The 745-nt window shown below is 34.4% G+C and carries 1 protein-coding gene; it reads left to right on the top strand.

The window, feature by feature from the left end:
* The first annotated feature begins 179 nt into the window (after positions 1 to 179).
* Positions 180 to 659 (top strand): hypothetical protein, encoded by a 480-nt coding sequence (locus RU86_RS11830; RefSeq protein WP_096815457.1) that lies wholly within the window; start codon positions 180 to 182, stop codon positions 657 to 659.
* The last annotated feature ends 86 nt before the right edge of the window (positions 660 to 745 follow it).

Genomic DNA, 745 nt, shown 5'->3' on the forward strand with positions numbered 1-745 from the left:
ACACCTTTTTTACATTCTTTTTACTTTTTTATTGCTTTCTTGTGTCACTCATACATCAACTTAGTCGATTAGGGTATATTTCACGCCCTTTGGGGTAGGTCATTCCTTTTATCCGTTTTTCTATTTTATAATTGAACTAGTATTAAATTGGGAGACTGACATCAAAGAGGGAGAAAAATATGGAGTCCTTAGAAATCATGCTGAAAAACATTGAACCTATTATTATGAATTGTCAAAAAATGGCTAAAATTCCTTCCTGGGATATTGACGACTATATGCAGGAGGGCAGGATTATTGCATTGGACTTGTATAATCAGCTAGAAGAAAGAATTGAGACGGAGGAGGTGAACTTTTATGTCTACTTCAAAGTCAGATATACTTGTTTCTTGATTGATACTTACCGTAAGACCAATGCATTTAAAAGAAAATTTGATCAACCGGTTTACTTAGATGTTTCTGAAGCCTTTAATCTGTATGATCATAAGCAGAATGTCGCTGATAATGTCATGTATACCTCATTGCATCAGGAGATTTTAGGCATTTTAACACCTGTAGAAATTCAAACGCTAAATGCACTAAAAAGGGGAGAGAAGGTCGACCGAAATAAAAAATTTAGGATTAAAAAGAAGATTATCAACTATATTAACCAGATTTTCTAGAAAACCTAACAAACAAGTTACGATATGACGGCGTGTTGTATAAAAAGAGAGGCTTCTCGTCATGAGGGCCCCTCTCTTTTATATCA

It is taken from the genome of Pseudolactococcus piscium (assembly GCF_002441695.1).
GTDB classification, from domain to species: domain Bacteria; phylum Bacillota; class Bacilli; order Lactobacillales; family Streptococcaceae; genus Pseudolactococcus; species Pseudolactococcus piscium.